The organism is Methylorubrum aminovorans (assembly GCF_022179725.1).
In the GTDB taxonomy this organism is placed as follows: Bacteria; Pseudomonadota; Alphaproteobacteria; order Rhizobiales; family Beijerinckiaceae; genus Methylobacterium; species Methylobacterium aminovorans.
Genome location: NZ_BPRC01000005.1, coordinates 143,502 through 163,243 on the forward strand (window position 1 = coordinate 143,502; position 19,742 = coordinate 163,243).

The 19,742-nt window shown below is 68.7% G+C and carries 25 protein-coding genes and 1 tRNA gene; 5 read left to right on the top strand and 21 right to left on the bottom strand.

Features of this window, described 5'->3' with window-relative positions; all coding sequences use genetic code 11:
• Positions 1 to 120 precede the first annotated feature (120 nt).
• The 7 genes from rplA to MFF24_RS09800 form a co-directional block, all read right to left on the bottom strand.
• Positions 121 to 819, bottom strand: a complete 699-nt coding sequence (gene rplA / locus MFF24_RS09770) for a 50S ribosomal protein L1 (RefSeq protein WP_012456183.1) — start codon at positions 817 to 819, stop codon at positions 121 to 123.
• A gap of 11 nt (positions 820 to 830) precedes the next feature.
• Positions 831 to 1,280 carry a 50S ribosomal protein L11 gene (gene rplK, locus MFF24_RS09775; protein ID WP_003597508.1) on the bottom strand — a complete coding sequence of 150 codons (450 nt, stop codon included), beginning with the start codon at positions 1,278 to 1,280 and terminating at the stop codon, positions 831 to 833.
• A 233-nt stretch (positions 1,281 to 1,513) separates the two neighbouring features.
• Positions 1,514 to 2,047 carry a transcription termination/antitermination protein NusG gene (gene nusG / locus MFF24_RS09780; RefSeq protein WP_003597503.1) on the bottom strand — a complete coding sequence of 178 codons (534 nt, stop codon included), beginning with the start codon at positions 2,045 to 2,047 and terminating at the stop codon, positions 1,514 to 1,516.
• A 44-nt stretch (positions 2,048 to 2,091) separates the two neighbouring features.
• Positions 2,092 to 2,394: a preprotein translocase subunit SecE gene (gene secE / locus MFF24_RS09785; protein ID WP_108941731.1), complete on the bottom strand. Its 303-nt coding sequence runs from the start codon at positions 2,392 to 2,394 to the stop codon at positions 2,092 to 2,094.
• Positions 2,395 to 2,577: 183 nt separating this feature from the next.
• Positions 2,578 to 2,654: transfer RNA gene (locus tag MFF24_RS09790), tRNA-Trp, on the bottom strand.
• 76 nt (positions 2,655 to 2,730) lie between these two features.
• Complete coding sequence (gene thpR, locus MFF24_RS09795; protein ID WP_238224289.1) at positions 2,731 to 3,309, bottom strand: RNA 2',3'-cyclic phosphodiesterase; 579 nt, start codon at positions 3,307 to 3,309, stop codon at positions 2,731 to 2,733.
• Between the two features lie 2 nt (positions 3,310 to 3,311).
• Positions 3,312 to 3,959, bottom strand: coding sequence for an arylesterase (locus MFF24_RS09800; protein ID WP_108943055.1), 648 nt, complete (start codon positions 3,957 to 3,959; stop codon positions 3,312 to 3,314).
• A 201-nt stretch (positions 3,960 to 4,160) separates the two neighbouring features.
• Here MFF24_RS09800 and MFF24_RS09805 point away from each other — a divergent pair, with 201 nt between their 5' ends.
• Positions 4,161 to 4,853, top strand: coding sequence for an ABC transporter ATP-binding protein (locus MFF24_RS09805; RefSeq protein ID WP_133089232.1), 693 nt, complete (start codon positions 4,161 to 4,163; stop codon positions 4,851 to 4,853).
• 111 nt (positions 4,854 to 4,964) lie between these two features.
• Here MFF24_RS09805 and MFF24_RS09810 read toward each other — a convergent pair whose 3' ends face one another.
• The 7 genes from MFF24_RS09810 to MFF24_RS09840 all read right to left on the bottom strand — a co-directional run bounded on the left by MFF24_RS09810 (position 4,965) and on the right by MFF24_RS09840 (position 9,351).
• Positions 4,965 to 5,162 (bottom strand): hypothetical protein, encoded by a 198-nt coding sequence (locus tag MFF24_RS09810; RefSeq protein WP_108941729.1) that lies wholly within the window; start codon positions 5,160 to 5,162, stop codon positions 4,965 to 4,967.
• A 158-nt stretch (positions 5,163 to 5,320) separates the two neighbouring features.
• Positions 5,321 to 5,992, bottom strand: coding sequence for an HAD family hydrolase (locus tag MFF24_RS09815; RefSeq protein ID WP_238224290.1), 672 nt, complete (start codon positions 5,990 to 5,992; stop codon positions 5,321 to 5,323).
• 15 nt (positions 5,993 to 6,007) lie between these two features.
• A complete protein-coding gene (locus tag MFF24_RS09820; RefSeq protein WP_238224291.1) occupies positions 6,008 to 6,295 on the bottom strand; it encodes a hypothetical protein in 288 nt (95 codons plus the stop codon).
• A gap of 219 nt (positions 6,296 to 6,514) precedes the next feature.
• Positions 6,515 to 6,904 carry a DUF2934 domain-containing protein gene (locus MFF24_RS09825; RefSeq protein WP_238224292.1) on the bottom strand — a complete coding sequence of 130 codons (390 nt, stop codon included), beginning with the start codon at positions 6,902 to 6,904 and terminating at the stop codon, positions 6,515 to 6,517.
• A 62-nt stretch (positions 6,905 to 6,966) separates the two neighbouring features.
• Positions 6,967 to 7,239, bottom strand: coding sequence for a hypothetical protein (locus tag MFF24_RS09830; protein ID WP_133089236.1), 273 nt, complete (start codon positions 7,237 to 7,239; stop codon positions 6,967 to 6,969).
• Between the two features lie 169 nt (positions 7,240 to 7,408).
• The gene (locus MFF24_RS09835; protein WP_133089237.1) at positions 7,409 to 7,813 is read right to left on the bottom strand and encodes a hypothetical protein; all 405 of its coding nucleotides are present in this window, start codon (positions 7,811 to 7,813) and stop codon (positions 7,409 to 7,411) included.
• Positions 7,814 to 8,484: 671 nt separating this feature from the next.
• On the bottom strand, positions 8,485 to 9,351 hold the full coding sequence (locus MFF24_RS09840) for an outer membrane protein (protein ID WP_238224293.1): 867 nt from the start codon (positions 9,349 to 9,351) through the stop codon (positions 8,485 to 8,487).
• A 349-nt stretch (positions 9,352 to 9,700) separates the two neighbouring features.
• On the opposite strand from MFF24_RS09840, the gene MFF24_RS09845 reads away from it, so the two are divergent.
• The 3 genes from MFF24_RS09845 to MFF24_RS09855 all read left to right on the top strand — a co-directional run bounded on the left by MFF24_RS09845 (position 9,701) and on the right by MFF24_RS09855 (position 12,968).
• Positions 9,701 to 9,940: a hypothetical protein gene (locus MFF24_RS09845; protein ID WP_238224295.1), complete on the top strand. Its 240-nt coding sequence runs from the start codon at positions 9,701 to 9,703 to the stop codon at positions 9,938 to 9,940.
• A gap of 276 nt (positions 9,941 to 10,216) precedes the next feature.
• Positions 10,217 to 11,758 (top strand): DEAD/DEAH box helicase, encoded by a 1,542-nt coding sequence (locus MFF24_RS09850; RefSeq protein WP_133089240.1) that lies wholly within the window; start codon positions 10,217 to 10,219, stop codon positions 11,756 to 11,758.
• Positions 11,759 to 11,903: 145 nt separating this feature from the next.
• Complete coding sequence (locus MFF24_RS09855; RefSeq protein WP_108941719.1) at positions 11,904 to 12,968, top strand: GGDEF domain-containing protein; 1,065 nt, start codon at positions 11,904 to 11,906, stop codon at positions 12,966 to 12,968.
• Between the two features lie 34 nt (positions 12,969 to 13,002).
• Here MFF24_RS09855 and MFF24_RS09860 read toward each other — a convergent pair whose 3' ends face one another.
• The gene (locus MFF24_RS09860; protein WP_108941718.1) at positions 13,003 to 13,383 is read right to left on the bottom strand and encodes a HesB/IscA family protein; all 381 of its coding nucleotides are present in this window, start codon (positions 13,381 to 13,383) and stop codon (positions 13,003 to 13,005) included.
• Between the two features lie 479 nt (positions 13,384 to 13,862).
• Here MFF24_RS09860 and MFF24_RS09865 point away from each other — a divergent pair, with 479 nt between their 5' ends.
• Positions 13,863 to 14,129: a PDDEXK family nuclease gene (locus tag MFF24_RS09865; protein ID WP_238224297.1), complete on the top strand. Its 267-nt coding sequence runs from the start codon at positions 13,863 to 13,865 to the stop codon at positions 14,127 to 14,129.
• A 6-nt stretch (positions 14,130 to 14,135) separates the two neighbouring features.
• Here the strand turns inward: MFF24_RS09865 and MFF24_RS09870 are convergent, their stop codons facing one another.
• From MFF24_RS09870 to sufB, 6 genes are all read right to left on the bottom strand, one after another.
• On the bottom strand, positions 14,136 to 14,519 hold the full coding sequence (locus tag MFF24_RS09870) for an SUF system Fe-S cluster assembly protein (protein ID WP_238224299.1): 384 nt from the start codon (positions 14,517 to 14,519) through the stop codon (positions 14,136 to 14,138).
• Positions 14,520 to 14,568: 49 nt separating this feature from the next.
• Positions 14,569 to 15,813, bottom strand: coding sequence for a cysteine desulfurase (locus MFF24_RS09875; protein WP_238224301.1), 1,245 nt, complete (start codon positions 15,811 to 15,813; stop codon positions 14,569 to 14,571).
• Positions 15,814 to 15,918: 105 nt separating this feature from the next.
• The gene (locus MFF24_RS09880; RefSeq protein WP_238224303.1) at positions 15,919 to 17,241 is read right to left on the bottom strand and encodes a SufB/SufD family protein; all 1,323 of its coding nucleotides are present in this window, start codon (positions 17,239 to 17,241) and stop codon (positions 15,919 to 15,921) included.
• Positions 17,241 to 17,993: a Fe-S cluster assembly ATPase SufC gene (gene sufC / locus MFF24_RS09885; protein ID WP_004446364.1), complete on the bottom strand. Its 753-nt coding sequence runs from the start codon at positions 17,991 to 17,993 to the stop codon at positions 17,241 to 17,243. Before sufC ends, MFF24_RS09880 begins: the two co-directional genes overlap by 1 nt.
• Before the next feature lie 15 nt (positions 17,994 to 18,008).
• The gene (locus MFF24_RS09890) at positions 18,009 to 18,248 is read right to left on the bottom strand and encodes a cytoplasmic protein (RefSeq protein ID WP_166060560.1); all 240 of its coding nucleotides are present in this window, start codon (positions 18,246 to 18,248) and stop codon (positions 18,009 to 18,011) included.
• Positions 18,249 to 18,265: 17 nt separating this feature from the next.
• Complete coding sequence (gene sufB / locus MFF24_RS09895) at positions 18,266 to 19,735, bottom strand: Fe-S cluster assembly protein SufB (protein ID WP_108941715.1); 1,470 nt, start codon at positions 19,733 to 19,735, stop codon at positions 18,266 to 18,268.
• Positions 19,736 to 19,742: the final 7 nt, after the last annotated feature.

The following is a 19,742-nucleotide window of genomic DNA, read 5'->3' on the forward strand; positions in this document are numbered from 1 at the left end:
CGAAAAGGTCGCGCCGCTGGATCGCTTCGGCTTCGCCTCGCGATGACGGTCACCAGCCAAACGAAAAGCGCCCGGCCTTTCGGCCGGGCGCTTCCCTGAAACGTCCCTGCGGAACGCGTCTTACGCGGTCAGCACCGTGGAGGGCTCGACCTTCACGCCCGGGCCCATCGTCGAGGTGACGGCGATGCGCTGGATGTAGGTGCCCTTGGCGCCGGCGGGCTTCGCTTTGGCGACCGCGTCGGCGAAGGCCTTGATGTTCTCGACGAGCTTCTGCTCGTCGAAGGACACCTTGCCGACGCCGGCATGGATGATGCCGGCCTTCTCGACGCGGAACTCGACCGCGCCGCCCTTGGCGGCGGCGACCGCGCCCTTCACGTCCATGGTGACGGTGCCGACCTTCGGGTTCGGCATCAGGCCGCGCGGGCCCAGCACCTTACCGAGACGGCCGACCAGCGGCATCAGGTCCGGGGTCGCGATGCAGCGATCGAACTCGATCTTGCCGCCCTGGACGATCTCGAGGAGATCCTCGGCGCCGACGATGTCGGCACCCGCCGCCTTGGCGTCGTCCGCCTTGGCGCCGCGGGCGAAGACCGCCACGCGCACCGTCCGGCCGGAGCCGTTCGGCAGGTTGCAGACGCCGCGAACCATCTGGTCGGCGTGGCGCGGGTCGACGCCGAGATTCATCGAGATCTCGACGGTCTCGTCGAACTTGGCCGAAGCCTTCGACTTCACCAGCTTGATCGCCTCGTCGATGGCGTAGAGCTTGGTCGGCTCCAGACCCTCGCGGGCGGCGCGGATGCGCTTTCCTTCGCGTGCCATATCGCCCTCCCTTACGCGACGACTTCGAGGCCCATGGCTCGCGCGGAGCCACGGATCATCGCGACCGCCGCATCGACGGAGTCGCAGTTGAGGTCGGGCATCTTCTTCTCGGCGATCTCGCGAAGCTGGGCTTCGGTGATCTTGCCGACGGTCGGGCCCTTGCCCGGGGTCTTCGAGCCGGAAGCCGGCTTCTTGCCGATCTTCAGGCCGACAGCCTTCTTCAGGAAGAAGGTGACCGGGGGCTGCTTCATCTCGAAGGTGAAGGAGCGATCCTGATACGCGGTGATGATCACCGGGATCGGGGTGCCCTTCTCCATCTGCGCGGTCTTCGCGTTGAAGGCCTTGCAGAATTCCATGATGTTGAGGCCGCGCTGACCGAGCGCGGGGCCGATCGGCGGCGACGGGTTGGCGGCGCCGGCCGGGACCTGAAGCTTCACGTAGCCCGTGATCTTCTTCGCCATGGGACTGCTCCCAAATGTTGCGCGTCGCCGGGCTGCCGAGGCACGGACGGACGGGCGGTTGCAGGTCGCGGTGCGATCCGTCGATCCCGGAGGCGAAGCCGGGCGGATCTCCCGCGGGGTTGTGGCGATGCTCTCACGAAAGCATCGCCGTGTCCGGGCCACGACGGGGCCGCCGGCCGGGAACACCGAGGATCAGTCAGTCGGTGCCGACTGATCGCAAAATGCGAAGAAAATCAGACCTTCTCGACCTGACCGTATTCCAGCTCGACCGGCGTGGCGCGGCCGAAGATCGACACCGCCACCTTGAGGCGCGAGCGGGCGTCGTCGATTTCCTCGACGGTGCCGTTGAAGGAGGCAAAGGGGCCGTCGGAGACGCGGACCGTCTCGCCGATCTCGAAGGAGACCGTGTGCTTCGGGCGGTCGACGCCCTCCTGCACCTGCCCCTTGATGCGCTCGGCCTCGGCGTCCGGGATCGGCACCGGCTTGGCCTTGTCGGCACCGAGGAAGCCGGTGACCTTCGGGGTGTTCTTGATGAGGTGGTAGACCTCGTCGGTCAGGTCGCACTTCACCAGCACGTAGCCGGGAAAGAACTTCCGCTCGGCGTCGACTTTGCGGCCGCGGCGGACTTCGGTGACCTTCTCGGTCGGCACCATGACCTCGTCGAACAGCTCGGTCAGCCCGCGCTGGGCCGCCTGGTCCTTGATGGACTGGGCGACCTTGTTCTCGAAGTTCGAGTAGGCGTGGACGATGTACCAGCGCTTCGACACGGGTCTTCTCAACTCCTCGGCGTCGCAGGGACGCCCGAAAATCCTTAGGCGCCGATCCCGAGGATCAGGCCGACGCCGAAGCGCAGCACCTGATCGACGGCGACGAAGAACAGGCTCGCGGCCACCACCATGATGAACACCATCATCGTGGTGACGGTGGTCTCCTTGCGGGTCGGCCACGTGACCTTGCGGGCCTCGTCACGCACCTGCCCCAGGAACTCCGCCGGGCCGACGCGCTTCGGCGCCGGGCGCACCGGCGGGGTCGCGCGCTGGGGCGGGAGGGGCGCCGCGCCGCGATTGGGTCCGCGCGCCGCGTCGGCTTTCTTGGTCGCTTCGTTCGATGCCATGGCGCAACTGAAACCGGACAGGGCTCCGGGAACCGCCGATCGCGGTGCGAGGACGTTTGTCCCACACCGACAGCATCTGAGGATCTCGGAATGCGCCCGCTCTAGCGCAAGTGATCCGACTTGTCGATGGGGAGGAAAGGATGTGCGGCGAGGCGAAGGCCGGGCCGGATGCGGGAGGCGCCGTGGCAGGAGTGGAGGGACTCGAACCCCCAACCCCCGGTTTTGGAGACCGGTGCTCTGACCAGTTGAGCTACACTCCTACGGCGCGCGCGGCGCGGCTCGCGTCATGCCGCAAGCGGCGGCTCAACGCAAGGGCGGAACGTGAGCGGGCTCGAACTACGACCCGTCCGCCTCTTCATCCAGCTCGAAGGGCCCGTCCCCGAACGGATAGGCCGCCTCGACAAGGTAGGGACCGCCCCCGCGCGAGGTGCGGGCCGAGTACAGCGCGGCGCGCCGCGCCGTGAAGGTGAGGCGCGGGAACACGCCCGCCTGGGTCAGCGTGCGCGCCACCGCCTCCGGTGTGGCCTCGCGGTTGAGGCGGGCCAGCGTCACGTGGGGCGTGAACTTGCGCCGCTCCGGCGCGGCGCCGGCCCGGCGGGCGATGCGCTCATGTTCCTCCTGCAGCTCGGTCAGTTCCGGACTCGGCACGACCGAGGCGTAGAGGGCGCGAGGCCGGTCGCCGCCGAAGCTCGCCAGCCCGTCGAGGGTTACGGTGAAGGCCGGGCGCGCCCGCGCCTCCGCCAGACCCGCATCGAGATCGGCGGCGACAACGTCGTCGATCTCGCCGAGGAAGCGCAGGGTGATGTGGTAATCCGACGGCTCGACCCAGCGCGCGCCGGGCAGGCCGCCGCGGAAGAACGACAGCCGCTCGGCGATGTCGGGCGGGATCTCCAGCCCGGTGAACAGACGCGGCATCGCTACTGTCCCTTCTGCTCCGGCTTCTGCCCCAGGCGACCGAGGAAGGTCTCGACGGTGGGCAGGATGCCCTCGACGACCCGTTCGACGCCCTTGGCGGTCGGGTGCAGCCCGTCATCCATGGTGTTGGCACGCTGGCCCGCCACGCCGTCGAGAAAGAACGGGTAGAGCACGAGGTCGTGCGCCCGCGCGAGGTCGGGATAGATCGCGTCGAAGCGGGTGCGGTACTCGGTGCCGAGATTGGGCGCGGCCAGCATGCCGGCGAGCAGCACCGGAATGCGTCGCTCCTTCAGCCGCACGATGATCGTCTCCAGCGCCTTGCGGGTCACCGCCGGATCGGTGCCGCGCAGCATGTCGTTGGCGCCGAGTTCGAGGATCACCCCTTGCGTGCCGTCCGGCACCGACCAGTCGAGCCGGTCGAGCCCGCCGGTGCTGGTATCGCCCGAGACCCCGGCATTGGCGATCTCGACCCGGTACCCCTTGGCCTTCAGCGCCCGCTCCAGCACCGCGGGAAAGGCGGCCTCGGCGGGAAGGCGGTAGCCCGCGGTGAGGCTGTCGCCCAGAGCCACGAGCTTGAGGGGCGGCTCTTCGGCCTGCACGGTGCCGGGCCGCAGGCCGGCGGCGAGCGTGGCTGCGGCGAAGAGGAGCATCAGCGCGGCCCTGCGCCGGGCGCGATGCGGCCCCACATCGGGTCCGTCCGCCTCGCGCCGGGCGCCTGCGCGTGACACAAGGCGTGCCACAAACCTGCCGGATCCGGCTTTCGCCTCGTTCGCGTGGTGCAAGACCGTATCCTTTCGCTCGAACCTGCCCGTGCGGCTCTCAAGCCCTCAGTCCAGATCGGTCGGTGCCTGATGTCGAACAAGGCCGTCTCCCTGTCGCAGATCGAGCTGAGCCTCGGCCGCGGTCCCGCTCGGGTGCATGTCCTGCGCGGCATCTCGCTCGATGTCGAGCGCGGCGAGGCGGTGGGGCTCGTCGGGCCCTCGGGCTCGGGCAAATCCACCCTGCTCACCGTGATGGCCGGCCTGGAGCGGCCCGATACCGGCCGCGTCACCATCGCCGGCACGGATCTGAGCGGTCTCGACGAGGACGGGCTCGCGCGCTTCCGCGGCCGCAACATCGGCATCGTGTTCCAGGCCTTCCACCTCGTGCCGACCATGACCGCGCAGGAGAACGTGGCGCTGCCCCTCGAACTCGCGGGCGCGCCCGACCCGCACGGGCGGGCGGCGGCGGAACTGGAAGCGGTGGGGCTTGGACACCGGCTGCGACACTATCCGGCGCAGCTCTCCGGCGGCGAGCAGCAGCGGGTGGCGATCGCCCGCGCGCTCGCGCCCGATCCGGCGATCCTGGTCGCCGACGAGCCGACCGGCAACCTCGACGAGGCGACGGGGCGGCAGATCGTGGAGCTGCTGTTCGGATTGAAGCGCGACCGCGGCGCGACCCTGGTTCTGGTGACGCACGATCCCGGTCTCGCCCGGCTGTGCGACCGCACCGTGCGCCTGCGCGCCGGCCGGATCGAGGCGCCGGCCGAGGCGCAAGGAGCCTGAAAACACAATGCCTTCCGGCACCGCGCGGGCACCGGAAGGCCAACAATTCCGGGATGTTAGGGCCGCCTGCTCATGCGCCGCCTCAAGCCGCGCGGCAGGACCACAAAATATTCAGGCGCTCAGCGGGGCGCCGATCCGGGCCCGGAGCTGTGCCCGCAGATTCTGGTTGGCGGCGCTGCGGTCGGCATCGAGCGCCCACATCAAGCGCAGGAGCCGGCTGATCGGCAGAGCCCGGTCCTCGATGGCCTCGGCGACCTGCTGCTGGAGAGATTTCGAGGTCGTCATGAACGTCTCGGCCGTGGTCTGCATGAGTCGCATCCGGAAGCGGGCTCGCCCCCCGCGGGGCGGGCTCTTAAACGGTTCCAAATCGCATGGCCATAGGTTTGCCGGCTCGCAGTTAGCGCTTCCTTGGGGGGCGCCCTCCGTCGCTCACAGCTTTTTGACGCCGGCTTACCAACCGTGACGCATCAGGCGAGGGGCGAGCGCGCGTAGCCGTCGAGCAGGTCCTGCGGATCGCGGTAGATCGCAACGCAGCCGGCCTCTGAGAGCTCGGCTTCGGGAAAGCCGCCGCACAGGACGCCGATCGTCGAAAGTCCAGCGCGGGCAGCGGCTTGCGCGTCGTAGGGCGTGTCGCCGACCACCATCACCGCTCGTTTCGGCACGCCGGGGAGCTTGCCTAGCACCGCCTCGAAGATGTCGGGATGGGGCTTGGAGCGCTCGGCGTCGTCGGAGGTCGTGACCACATCGACGAGATCGGTGATGCCGAGGATCTTCTGATAGTTTTCGACCTCGTCCGCCTTGCCGGAGGAGGCGAGCGCGACGGTCTGGCCTGCATCGCGGACATGGCTGAGCAGGGCCTGCACCGCGGGGAACGGCTTGGCCTGCGCGAGATAGGAGCGCTTGAACAGATCGGAGCGGTAGGCCTCGATGGCTTCGCCCTCGCGGGCGAGCCGCTCCGCATCCACGAAAACCGGCAGTAACTGGTCGCCACCCTTGCCGATCTGGCGGCGGACCTCCGCTTCCTTCGTTTCAATGCCGAAATGCGCGAAGGCCTCGACCCAGGCGCGGGCGTGCAGGTCGACGCTGTCGAGCAGCGTGCCGTCAATGTCGAACACGACGGCCTGGATGCGAGGGCTCATGCGAACGAACCGCGCTCAGCGCGGGAAGAGGTGAAGACCGTCATCCGGCAGCAGGTTGCGAGCCGGTCCGCCGGTCTGCTGGCCACCGCCCTGCTGGTAATAGGGCAGTTCGGGGCGCCGGTCCTGGCCGCTGCCCGAATCGTATTGCCACGGCGCGCTCCACGGCGCCCGGCCGCTCACCGTCGGCACGGCGGGACCGGCGTAGAACGCCTCGCCCGCCCGCACCGGACCCGCCTCGGCGGCGGAGGCCAGCATCGTGCCGAGAAGGGCGGCCAAAGCTCCTCGTCCCATCAGCACGCGCATCACTTGCCCCTCCTCGAACGTCGGGCCACCGGAGACTGCCCCGCCTGCGGAGCGCGAGGGGAAACGGCCGATCCCGACTCACGTTCCATACCCTTGACCCGCCCTTGCCTTACCCTGCCCTTGCCGTGCGTTCCCGTCCCGACGCCGAGCCCTGCAAAAAGCGAAGCCCGCCGTCCCCGGAGGACGGCGGGCTCTCGAACCGGGTTCGGTTCGCTGGGCTCAGTGGAGGACGACCGCCTCGGCACCGGCGCGGGACTTGGTCCGGCTGGCGGCCGGCTTGGCCTTGGGGGCGGCCTTGACCGCCTTCGAGGCGGGCTTCTCGGCGGCTTTGGAGACGGTGGCGGCGGGTGCCTTGGCAGCCTTGGTCTTGGCCGCCTTGGCGACGCCTGCCAGCACCGCGGCGGGCGTCTCGGCAACCTTGGCGCGGCTGGCGCGGGGCTTGGCAACCTTGGCCGGGGCGGCGACCGCCGCGGCCTCGGCCGTCGTCACGCTCTGCCGCAGCTCGGCCTCGGCCTGCAGCCAGTGGGCTTCGGCCCGGCCGAACACCCGGCCCTCGCCTTCCCAGATGTAGTAGGCGCGCTCGCGCACGCTGTTCTCGCACGGCACCATGAAGCTCTCCCGAAATCGTCCGACGTGAGTTCGAACGATGGAAGTTCATGGTTAAGGGTCGGTTAATCGCGTGTCGCGGTGCGGGAGAGACGGCGGTGGTTCGCCCGTACCTTGCGGCGGTAGCCGGCCACCACCGCGCCGTGGGACCCGCCCGTGGCGAGCTGCATCGCCGCCTCGCCGGCCGCGAACACCTTCTCGCTCACCATGCGCTGCGCCTCCGCCTGCGCCGCGCTGCCGCCGGCGGCGAGCTTGGCCATCCGCAGGGCGATCACCGACTGCGCCTCGAAGGCCAGAAGGGTCGTGTCGAGGCCGAGCTTCCACCACGTCGCGAACATGGAACTGATCCTCCGGTCACCACGCGGCCCCGTGCCGAACGGTCAAAGCAAGCCGCGGCCGTGCATGGCCGCGCTTGGGAACGACGCAAAGACATAAGAGCGAGCGCCGCCTTATCGAGAGCCTCGCGGGCCGCCACCGCTCGTCGGCGCGGCCGGACGAGGCGGGCGCTCAATCGAAGCTGCGGCCCTTCGCGGCCGAGCCGCCGAGGCTGATCTTGACCTTCTTCGGCTGCGCCGCCGGGGCGCCGCGGCCGCGGCCGGCCGGCACCTCGATCTCCGGCGCCGCCTGGGTCGGCTTCAGCCGCGACTGACCGTAGATCACCGAACCGATCTCGCCCACGGCCCGGATCAGGTCCTCGCGCTCGCAGGCGCGGGCCACCTTCAGGCCGAGCTGATGCATGTGGCTCTTGCCGTAGAGGTAGGCGGCGAGCTTGGCCCGCGTCAGCGCCGGGATCGTCTCGAGGATGTAGGGCAGGTCGTACTCGTCGGCGCGGTAGACCTCGCCGAGCAGTTCGAGCGAGACCGGGCATTCCGGATCGACGGTCGCGCCGGTGGTCGGGTGGGCCTGGGTCATGGGTCACCTGCGGTCGGTGCAAAGGGCAACGGAGATGGAGAGGGAGAAGGCGACGAAAGCGGCGAAGGCATGTCGGAGGCCCGCGCTTCCGCCACGGAGGACGGCATGAACGCCTGCAGGGCGGAACGTCCCACCATGCATCCGGTGCAGACCGAGGCGATCGCGATCCGGGCGCGCCGGTCGCTGCGCTCCCAGGCGGATTCACCGCGCGCGCGTCCTGCGGCCAGCGGGCCGCCCGTCGGTCCGGCGCCGGCCGCCCCGTCGAGGCGGGCTTCCGGGCTTGCGCGGATCCGCAGGTAGAGCGGCTCCTGCGCCCGCGCCACGGGGATCGAACCGCAGAGGATCCCGAGCAGGGCCGCACCACGGACTGCGCTCCACCGCGCCCATGGTGAGGGACATGCCGAGTCTGTTCTCCGCGCGGCGCGTCCAGCCGTGCGGTCCGATCTCATGCCGGTTGTCATGCGGATGCGCGGGTCTCGCCGTGGCGGTTGCGGGCGCCGGTCCCCGCGTCAGGAGGGCCGGGCCGTGCAGGATCGGCCGGTATGGTCAACAAGACCTTAACGGCAGCACCTGCCGGAGGCGAGGCATCCAACGCGAAAAAGCCCGGCACGCGGCCGGGCTCTTTCGGGGAGGACCGGCGGTCCGATGAGGGACCGCCGGAGATCCGGATCTTAGTACGAGCCGAACTTGTAGTTCAGGCCGGCGCGGACGACGGCGAACTCGGTGTCGCGGACCTGCTGGCCGCCGCTGACGAGCACGACGCCCGGGCTGGTCACGGTGACCGTGCGGCCCTGGTTGTCCACCGCGAAGGCGCCACGGCCGCCGGTGCCGCGGTCGAGGTTCACGTACAGGCCTTCGACCTTCAGGGTCACGGCCGAGGACTTGAAGAAGTTCAGGAACGAGTCGGTCGGGAGAGCGTACTCGATACCGCCACCCGCGGCCCAGCCGGTCTGGAAGTCGTCGCTCGACACGCCGGTGCCGAACTCACGGCCGCCGCCGGAGCCGTAGGCGAAGCCGCCGGTGCCGTACACGAGGGTGCGGTCGAAGGCGTAGCCGAGGCGGCCGCGGACGGTGCCGAAGAAGTCGAGGCCGGAGAGACCACCCGGATTGAACACCTGCTGCGCGGCCAGCGGGCTGGTCGACAGGAAGCGGTTCCGGTTACGGCCGAAATCGGCGTACTGGGCATCCGCCTCGACGCCGATCACGACGCCCGAGCCCGGGGTGAACTGGTAGTTGTAGCCGATCTGGCCGCCGCCGACGAAGCCCTCGTTGGACTCGCGGTTGCTGAAGGCGATCACGGCCGTGGTGGGCGGGGGCACGAGGAGCGAGGCCGGGCCGACGCCGATCACGGTCGGGGCGCGGTCGTCCTGGGTGCCGAAGCCGTAACCGGCGTTGAAACCGGCGTAGAAGCCCGTCCAGGTGAAGACCGGCACCGGCTGGAACACCGGGGGCGGAGCGGCGCGGCGCGGCAGGTCGGCGGCCGAGGCGGCAACGGTGGCGGCAACGAGCGCGCTCGAAGCGAGAAGCAGGCTTTTCATCGTGTCGTGTCCTGGTTTGGCGGGAGCCGGTGTTGGTGTGAAGTGGTCCGGGGGTCCGCCCCGGTATCCGTCGCCCTCCTGCGATGGAGCGATGAATGCCACCGAACCTGTCAACGAAAGGTGAAGCTTACCCGGCCGTGAGCACTCGATCAGGATCGATGTGTCATTGCGCACATCGATGGCCCGTCTTGTCGAAATCCCGCAACAGTCAAATCTCGAAGACGAACTGGCCTGCAATACGGTTAACAACCCGTTTGCGACTCTCGTAAGCTGGCATTAACCCTGTTCGGCCGATCCTCCGGCTACCCGGCCCCCGCTCCCGGAGCCGGCCCGACGGATTGCGCTGTTCATGTCCCTCGATTCCGGCTCGCCCAGACCGCGCGGTCCTCTTGCCTGGTCGATCAAGACGGCGCTGATCGTCGGCCTCGGCGCCACGGCCCTGGCCCACCAAGTCGCCAAGCCGGTCGGCAAACCGGGCGCGCACCTGATCGACCCCGAGGTCACCGGTTCGATCGGGACCGCGGCACAGGCGACGCAACTCGATCCCTGCGCGCTGCGCGGGAGCCTCGGCCCAGCCGCGCGGAACTGACGCCCAGGATCTCGGCGCCGTCACGGCTCGGCTCAAAATGGTGGCTCGACGTCGCCGGGGACGGTCGCGGGATGCCTGCGGCGCAACCGTACCTGGCCCGTACGGAGGGCGGCTGCGCGAGCGCGGTCGATTGACAAGAAGGCAGAGGGGTCTAAGTGTCGCGCGCGTTCGGACGCGTGACGGCGTACCGCGCACGGCTCTCGCGTTCATCCGCCGACGCGAGTTCTGAGCCCCTGATCGGCCCACTCCACGCGCGCAAATGGTTTCCCACACCCGATGTCTTTCGCCGATCTTGGACTGAGTGACAAGGTACTCCAAGCCGTCTCCGCCGCCGGCTACACCGAGCCGACGCCGATCCAGGCCCAGGCGATCCCGCACGTGCTCGCCCGGCGCGACGTGCTCGGCATCGCCCAGACCGGCACCGGCAAGACCGCGGCCTTCACCCTGCCGATGCTGACCATGCTGGAGACCGGCCGGGCGCGGGCGCGGATGCCGCGCACGCTGATCCTGGAGCCGACCCGCGAACTCGCCGCCCAGGTCGAGGAAAATTTCGAGCGCTACGGCACCAACCACAAGCTCAACGTGGCGCTGATCATCGGTGGCGTCTCCTTCGCCGACCAGGACGCCAAGCTCACCCGCGGCACCGACGTGCTGATCGCGACGCCGGGGCGCCTGCTCGACCATTTCGAGCGCGGCAAGCTGCTGCTCACCGGCGTCGAACTCCTCGTCATCGACGAGGCCGACCGGATGCTCGACATGGGCTTCATTCCCGATATCGAGCGCATCGTGAAGATGGTGCCGTTCACGCGCCAGACCCTGTTCTTCTCCGCCACCATGCCGCCGGAGATCGAGCGGCTGGCGGACATGTTCCTGTCGAACCCGCAGCGGGTCGAGGTGGCGCGGCCCTCCTCCACCGCCACGACGATCGAGCAGCGCCTCGTGGCGACGGGGCCGGAGGGGCACGAGAAGCGCAAGGTGCTGCGCCATCTCATCCGCTCGGCGAACGAGTTGCAGAACGGCATCATCTTCTGCAACCGCAAGCGCGACGTGGCGCTGCTGCAGAAGTCCCTGGCCAGTCACGGCTTCAACGTCGCCGCGCTTCACGGCGACATGGACCAGCGCGCCCGCACCGCGGCGCTCGACGGCTTCCGCAGCGGCGAGGTTCCGCTGCTCGTGGCCTCCGACGTCGCCGCCCGCGGCCTCGACATCCCCGCCGTGAGCCACGTCTTCAACTTCGACGTGCCGCACCATCCCGAGGATTACGTCCACCGGATCGGCCGCACGGGCCGCGCCGGACGCGCCGGCAACGCCTTCACTCTGGCCAACCGCGCCGACGAGCGCTCGCTCTCGGCGATCGAGAGCCTGATCGGCCGGCCGATCGAATGGCTCGACGGCGACCTCGCGAGCCTGCCCGAGGACGCGGAGGGCGACGAGCCCCGCCGCCGCCGCGGCAGCCGGCGGGCCAAGGGCCCCGAGCGTGGACCTGAGCGGGGGCCCGAGCGCGGCGCCGAGAAGGGGAGCGAGCGGGCCACAGAGCGGTCGAGCGAGCGCCGTTCGCGCGGCAGCCGGCGCCCGGCCTCCGAGCGTGGCGAGGACACGCGGCGCGAGGAAACCCGGCGCGACGACACCCGGCGTGCCCCAATCCGCGAGACTGAGCCGGTTTCCCCGGTCCGCGAGCCCGCGCGCAGCGCCCCCGATCGGTCCCGCTCCGAGCGCCGTCCCCCGCGCCGCGACGAGGATGACGACACGCCGGTCGGCCTCGGCTCGCACGTGCCGGCCTTCCTGCTGAAGCCGACCGGGTTCGGGAAGAGCAAGTAGCCCTCCCCGGACATCATCGCTGACGGTGGCGGCGGCGGGCGTATTCCGCGCCCGCCTTAACGTCCTGGCGAGGTTCTGAAGCGACACTCAGGCTGAGTGGACGACAGGGGCGGCGTGCCCCGTCCGCAGGAGCCTACGTCACCGGATGAGCCACGGCCCCGATCTCGACCGTGATCGCAGTTTCGTCCTTGCGCAGCGCAGCTTCGAGCTGATGCGCGACTACTGCGCCTGCGCCACGCCGCGGGCCTACGCGGTCTGGTATCTCTACGCGTCGGGCACGCAGCCGCTGATGAACGACGCGATCAAGCGGCTGACGGCGCAGAACGGCACGCTGACGAACACTGACATCGAGAGCCTGCACGACACCTATATCGACGGGCGCCGGCTCGCCGTGGAGGTGGACCGGATGAATTCGAGCCTCATTGCCGAGGTCGAGGGCATCATGGAGATGATCGAGGTCTCGATCCGCTCCACCGCCCAGTACGGCGAGTCGCTCCAGGCCCTGTCCCAGGACATCGCCAACACGGCGACCACCCGGACGCGTCTGCGCGAGATCGTCACGACGATCATCGCTAACACCCGCGACGTGACCGCCAACAACCGCACCCTCGAAGCGCGGATGCGGGAGAGCCGCAGCGAGATCGAGGGCCTGCGCGAGACGCTCGAGGCGGCCCGCCTGGAGAGCCTGACCGATGCCCTGACGGGTCTCGGCAACCGCAAGAGCTTCGAGACGGCCCTGCACCGCGCCTGCGACGCGTCGCAGGCCGGAGGCCGGCCGACGAGCCTGATCGTCATCGACATCGACTATTTCAAGCGATTCAACGACCTCTACGGCCATCTGACCGGGGATCAGGTCCTGCGCCTCGTCGCCATCGTCATGCGCGAGCATGTGGGGCAGCCGGGCGCGACGCTCGCCCGCTTCGGCGGCGAGGAATTCGGCATCGTCCTGCCGGAGACGGACCTGGCCGAGGCCCGCGCCGTCGCGGAACGGGTGCGCACCAGCGTCACCGGCCGCGAACTGGTGAAGCGCTCGACCGGTGAATCGCTCGGCAAAGTCACGGTGTCGCTCGGCGTCGCCACCCGCCGCGAGGACGACAACGCCGTCTCGCTGCTGGAGCGGGCGGATGCCTGCCTGTTCGCCGCCAAGCGCGCCGGCCGCAACCGCACCCTCGACGAGACCGAGGCGGGGCCCTTACGCGACGTGGCGTGAGATCAGGGGCGGGCGTGGCGCCCGCCCGCGCCGATCAGGCCGGGACGGCCGCGCCGAGCCGGTCCGGAGTCGCGGGCGTGATCGCCACGGACTCGCCGCAGCCGCAGGCCGAGGTCTGGTTCGGGTTGTTGAACACGAACTGCGACGACAGCTTAGTCGTCTGGAAGTCCATCTCGGTGCCGAGCAGGAACAGCACCGCCTTGGGGTCGATGAACACGGTCACGCCCCGGTCCTCGATCGCGTCCTCGCCGGGTTTGCGCGCCTCGGCATATTCCATCGTGTAGGACATGCCGGCGCAGCCGCCGTTCTTCACGCCGACGCGCAAGCCGGCGATCGGCTTCTCCGCATCGGCCATGATCGCCTTCAGCCGATCCGCGGCGCGGTCGGTCAGCGTGATCACCTTGAAACCTGACATTGGGGTCTCTCTCCTGCGGCCGGGTTCAAGGCCCGGGCGGGTGAGTTTTCGGGTCTTTCAAGAGATAAGCACTCCGCCGCCACCGGTCCACCGGGACCCTCCGCGCACGGATCGATTGCAGCCGTGCTATGCTGAATCGGTGACGGAGGATGCGATGGCCGATCCTACGCGGCCGATGACGCCGGACGCGTTCTTCGCGTGGCAAGCGGCTCAGGACGGGCTCTACGAACTCGTCGACGGCGTGCCGGTGCCGCATGTGAAGATGACGACCGGGGCCAGCGCTCAGCACGACCGCGCCATCGTCAACATCATCGCGACGCTTCACGCTCAGTTGCGCGGAAGCGGCTGCCGCCCGACCACCGACGATCTTGCGCTGCGCACGAGCATCGCCACGATCCGTCGTCCCGACGTGACGGTGGAGATGCAGCGAACTCGTCCGCGATACCTACGAGAACCGCTTACCGCGTCTGGTCGTGGAGGTGCTGTCACCCTCCACCACCAACATCGACCGCTTCCGCAAGCCCGACGAGTACCGGCGCCATCCGAGCCTCGCCTATATCCCCCTCGTCGAGACACGCTTTCCCAGCGCCGTGCTCTACCGGCGCGAGGGCGACGCTTGGGCCGAGGAGAGCTTCGAAGGGCTCGACGCCGTGATCGCGCTGCCCGCCATCGGCGCGCAACTCGCGCTGGCGGACATCTACGAGAATGTCAGCTTCGAGCCGGGCCGCCCGATTCCCACGCGCTGAAGCGCGCTACCACATGTCGAGCGCGACGCGGGCCTCGTCGGACATGCGGCTCTGGTCCCACGGCGGATCGAACACCATCGTGACGGAGCAGGATTGAACGCCCGGCACCGCCGAGACCGCGTTCTCGACCCAGCCGGGCATCTCGCCGGCCACGGGGCAGCCCGGCGCGGTCAGCGTCATGTCGATCAGCACCCGCCGGTCGTCCTCGATCTGTACCCGGTAGATCAGGCCGAGTTCGTAGATGTCGGCAGGGATCTCGGGATCGTAGACGGATTTCAACGCGACGACGATCTCGTCGGTCAGGCGGTCGATCTCCTCCGCGGGAATCGCGGAGGCCGCCGCGAGGGCCGGGGTGTCGGTGCCCCCGGTGATGGTGGCGTCTGCACTCATCGGATCACTCCTTCCGGCCTCCATGGGCGGCGGCCGAAACTCTCAAAAATCAGGCAAACAGCATCTCGGCCTTGGCCAGGGCCTCGGCGAGGGCGTCGATCTCTTGCGTCGTATTATACAGGCCGAACGAGGCGCGACAGGTCGAGGTCACACCGAAACGCGTGAGCAGCGGCATGGCGCAGTGGGTGCCGGCCCGCACCGCCACGCCCTGGCGGTCGATCACCGTGGCGATGTCGTGAGCATGCGCGCCCTTCACCTCGAAGGCGATGACACCGCCCTTGTCGCGGGAATTGCCGATCTGGCGGATCGAATTCATCGCGCCAAGCCGCTCCTGCGCGTACGCTGTCAGCCCCGCCTCGTGCGCGGCGATGTTCTCGCGCCCGAGCGTCATCATGAATTCCAGCGCCGCGCCGAGACCGACCGCCTCGATGATCGCCGGCGTGCCCGCCTCGAAGCGGTGCGGCGGGTCGTTGTAGGTGATCGTGTCCTGGCTCACCGTACGGATCATCTCGCCGCCGCCCTGGTAGGGGGGCAGCCGGTCGAGCCACTCCTTCTTGCCGTAGAGCACGCCGATGCCGGTCGGCCCGTAGACCTTGTGGCCGGTGAAGACGAAGAAGTCGCAGTCGAGCGCGCGCACGTCGACCGGGCGGTGGACCGCGCTCTGCGCGCCGTCGAGCAGCACCGGCACGCCGTGGGCGTGGGCAATGCGCACGATGTCTTCGGCCGGGGTCACCGTGCCGAGCACGTTCGACATGTGGGTGATCGCCACCATCTTGGTGCGCGGGCTGAATAGTTTTTCGAACTCTTCGATCAGGAAGTTGCCATCGTCGTCCACGGGCGCCCACTTGATGACGGCACCGCGCCGCTCGCGCAGAAAGTGCCAGGGCACGATGTTGGAGTGGTGCTCCATGATCGAGAGGATGATCTCGTCCCCCTCCCCGATCAGCCCGGCCCAGCCCATGGACGAGGCCACGAGGTTGTAGGCCTCGGTCGCGTTGCGGGTGAAGATGATCTCGTCGGTGGAGGCCGCATTGAGGAACTGGCGCGTGGTCTCGCGCGCGCCCTCGAAGCCTTCAGTCGCGGCATTGGCCATGTAGTGCAGGCCGCGATGGACGTTGGCGTAGCCGGTCTCCATGCAGGAGACCATCGCGTCGATCACCGCCTTCGGCTTCTGCGTCGAGGCGGCGTTGTCGAGATAGACCAGCGGCTTGCCGTAGACCTTTTCCGAGAGGATCGGGAATTCCCGGCGGATCGCCTCGACGTCGTAGGGGGTGGCGGGAACGGGTGCGTTCATGTTCGCGACCTTGGATCCTGTGCTATCCGGGTCCATCGCCGCCCGCCGGAACAGGTTCGGCGTCAATGAGCTCGGCCGGCTCCCGGCGGGAGCCGGCCGGCAGGGTCAGCCGCGCGCCGCCAGCCAAGCCTCGATCCCGCCGATCAGCGCGTCGCGCGCGCCCTCGTGCGTGACGGTCTCCACCGCCTCGCCGACGAAGGCCTGGACCAGCAGGCTCTCGGCGGTGGCGCGCGGCAGGCCGCGGGCCATGAGGTAGAACAGCAGATCCTCGTCCGGCGCACCGCAGGTGGCGCCGTGGCCGCAGGCGACGTCGTCGGCGAAGATCTCCAGCTCCGGCTTGTTCATCATCTGACCGTCATCGGTCAGGAGCAGGCAGTCGGACTTCATCTTTCCGTCGGTCTGCTGCGCGACCTGGCGGACGATGATCTTGCCCTGGAACACGCCGGTGGAATCGCCGTCGATCACCGTCTTGAACATCTCGCGGCCGACGCCGCCCGTCGCCGCATGATCGGCGAGCAGGGTCGAATCCGCGAGTTGGCCGTGGCCCAGCAGCGTCGCGCCGTTGACGACCGCGTTGGCGTCCTCGCCCGCGACGTGCAGGTAGATCTGGTGACGCGAGAGCTTGGCCCCGGTCACGAGATTGACGGTCTCGAGTTGCGCCCGCGCGTCGAGGCGCACGGACAGCGTCGAGAGGGCGATGGCCGCATCGCCTTCCCGGTTGAGCCGGGTGTGACGGAAGGCGGCCTCGGCGCCGATATGCACGTCGAGCGCGTCGTTGGGCTGGTAGGTCAGCCCGGACGGCCCCTCATGGCTCTCCAGCAGGAAGAACTCCGCGCCGGCGCCGACCTCGACCAGAATGCGGGTCGCGGTCGAGAAGGCGGCCTCACCCGTGCCGATGAAGCGCAGGTGGATCGGCGTCTGCGGCTTGGCGCCGGGCGCGACCGAGACCAGCGCGCCGTCCGCCAGGAAGGCGGTGTTGAGCTGATAGATCGGGTTTTCGCGCACCTGCTCGACGGGAGCGAGCAGCTTGAGACGGGCATCGCCCTGCGCCAGCGCCTCGTTGAGCGGCGTGACCGTTACGCCTTCGGGAACCCGGTCGAGATCCGACAGGGCGGCCACGAGATGGCCGTTGACGAAGGTGAGGCGGATGGCCTCGACGTCGGTGAAGCCCTTCGCGCCCGCGGCTGTGGCCCGGGCCGCGTCCTCGCTCGGCGCTTCGGCGGGCGGGGCGGCCTCCACGATGGCGGCGCGCAGGTCGGTGTACTTGAACGCCTCGACCCGGCGGCTCGGCAGGCCGGTCGCCTCGAAGAAGCGGAATGCCTCCTCGCGGCTGATCGCGGACTCGCTGGCGAAGGCCTTGCGCGAGGACTCGAACAGCTTGGAGAGCCCGGCCTCTGCGGGGGAGCGGAGATTGGTGACGTCGGCCATTACGCAGCCTCGCTCGTGCGGTACTCGGCGTAGCCTGAGGCCTCGAGCTCCAGCGCCAGTTCCTTGCCGCCGGTCTTCACGATCTGGCCCTTCGACATGACGTGCACGGTGTCCGGCACGATGTGGTTGAGGAGCCGCTGGTAGTGGGTGATGACGAGGAAGGAGCGGCCCTGCGCGCGCAGCGCGTTCACACCCTCGGAGACGATGCGCAGCGCGTCGATGTCGAGGCCGGAATCGGTCTCGTCGAGCACGCAGAACTTCGGCTGCAGCAGCGCCATCTGGAGGATCTCCATGCGCTTCTTCTCGCCGCCGGAGAAGCCGACGTTGAGCGCGCGCTTGAGCATCTCCTTGTTGATCTCGAGCTTGTCGGCCGCTGCGTTCACCGCGCGGATGAAGTCGGGGGTCGAGAGCTCGGCCTCGCCGCGGGCCTTGCGCTGCGCATTGAGGCACGCCTTGAGGAAGGTCATCGTGCCGACGCCGGGGATCTCCAGCGGGTACTGGAAGGCGAGGAAGATGCCGGCGGCGGCGCGCTCGTCGGCTGCCATCTCCAGCACGTTCTGCCCGTCGAGCAGGATCTCGCCGTCGAGGACCTCGTAGTCCTCCTTGCCGGCGATGACGTAGGAGAGCGTCGACTTGCCCGAGCCGTTCGGGCCCATGATCGCGGCGACCTCGCCGTCGTTCACGGTCAGATTCAGGCCGTTGAGGATGCGGTTGTCCTCGATCTGCACGACGAGGTTTTTGATCTCAAGCATGTCCGTCCAAGTCCTTTAAAACCATTCCTGATGCATCGCCCGCAGGAAGGTGACACTCCCGGCCGGATGGCCGGACAGGTCACCGATGACTGCGTCGACGCCGCACCGGGGACAGAGGGCGGTGCCTTCATCGGCAATCCACTCTCCGATCTCGTCCGGCGCGAACGTGTTCAGGCAGTAGAAGCAGCCGCACACGGCACTGCTCCTCACCTCGTCGGCGTGCCGCGCGCTGTGCCGGTGGGCCGCGCGCAGCACGTCCGTCTCGAAGGTCGTCAGCCCACCGAGCCTTCGAGGCTGATCGAGATCAGCTTCTGGGCCTCGACCGCGAACTCCATCGGCAGCTGCTGCAGCACGTCACGGACGAAGCCGTTGACGATGAGTGCGGTCGCCTCCTCCTCGGAGAGGCCGCGCTGCAGGCAGTAGAACTTCTGGTCCTCGGAGATCTTCGAGGTCGTGGCCTCGTGCTCGAACACCGCGGAGGCGTTCTTCGACTCGATGTAGGGCACGGTGTGCGCCCCGCACTGGTCGCCGATCAGCAAGCTGTCGCAGTTGGTGAAGTTGCGCGCGCCCTTGGCCTTCTTGTGGGCCGAGACGAGACCCCTGTAGGTGTTCTGCGAGCGGCCGGCCGAGATGCCCTTCGAGATGATCCGGCTGGTCGTGTTCTTGCCGAGATGGATCATCTTGGTGCCGGAATCGACCTGCTGCATGCCGTTCGACACCGCGATCGAGTAGAACTCGCCGCGGGAATCGTCGCCGCGCAGGATGCAGGACGGGTACTTCCAGGTGATCGCCGAGCCGGTCTCGACCTGCGTCCACGAAATCTTCGAGCGGGCACCGCGGCAATCGCCGCGCTTGGTCACGAAGTTGTAAATGCCGCCCTTGCCCTCGTTGTCGCCGGGGTACCAGTTCTGGACGGTCGAGTACTTGATCTCGGCATCCTCAAGGGCGACGAGCTCGACCACCGCGGCGTGGAGCTGGTTGTCGTCGCGCTTCGGGGCGGTGCAGCCCTCCAGATACGAGACGTAGGACCCCTTGTCGGCGATGATGAGCGTGCGCTCGAACTGGCCGGTATCGCGCTCGTTGATGCGGAAATAGGTCGACAGCTCCATCGGGCAGCGCACGCCCGGCGGGATGTAGACGAACGACCCGTCCGAGAAGACCGCCGAGTTCAGGGTCGCGAAGAAGTTATCGGTTACCGGCACGACCGAGCCGAGATACTGCTTCACGAGGTCCGGGTACTCGCGGATGGCCTCGGAGATCGGCATGAAGATCACACCGGCCTTCTCCAGCTCCTTGCGGAAGGTGGTGGCGACCGAGACGGAGTCGAACACCGCATCGACCGCGACGCGACGCTCGGGCGCGATGCCTTCCAGCATCTCGACCTCGCGCAGCGGGATGCCGAGCTTCTCGTAGGTCTTCAGGATCTCGGGATCGATCTCATCGAGCGATTCCGGGCCCTTACGCTTCGGCGCGGCGTAGTAGTAGATGTTGTTGTAATCGACCCGGTCGTACTCGACCCGAGCCCATTCCGGCTCCTTCATCGTGAGCCAGCGCTTGTAGGCGTCGAGGCGCCACGCGAGCATCCATTCCGGCTCGTTCTTCTTGGCCGAGATGAAGCGGATCACGTCCTCGGAGAGGCCTTTCTCGGACTTCTCCATCTCGATCACGGTCTCGAAACCGTACTTGTACTGATCGATGTCGATTGAACGGACCCGATCAATGGTCTCCTGCACTGCAGGCATTCAACGT